Source organism: Pantoea sp. SIMBA_079 (assembly GCF_046940275.1).
Taxonomy (GTDB): domain Bacteria; phylum Pseudomonadota; class Gammaproteobacteria; order Enterobacterales; family Enterobacteriaceae; genus Pantoea; species Pantoea borealis.
Map to the genome: position 1 here is coordinate 1 of NZ_JAWRYR010001031.1, position 229 is coordinate 229.

At 58.5% G+C, this 229-nt stretch carries 1 protein-coding gene; it reads left to right on the top strand.

All coding sequences use genetic code 11. From position 1 onward, the window contains the following. Window positions 1–229, top strand: a 229-nt coding sequence (locus SB719_RS23040; protein WP_412160173.1) for a hypothetical protein, incomplete at both ends; no start/stop codon positions are given.

The following is a 229-nucleotide window of genomic DNA, read 5'->3' on the forward strand; positions in this document are numbered from 1 at the left end:
GGTTGGGTTTTGCACGTAATCTGCAAGCATGCCTGGAGCAGGCCAGCGGGGCGTTGGTGAAGTTTCTGTGTGATGACGACTTGTTGCTCGACAGTTGCATCAGCCAGCAAGCGCAAGTGCTGACGCACTGGCCTCAGCTCAGCATGGTGATCGGGCAGCGCCTGCTCTGGTCTGCTGATGACATCCTCCTGCCTTCCCGTGCGCTCAATAGCGTGATTGCGCCGCAAAG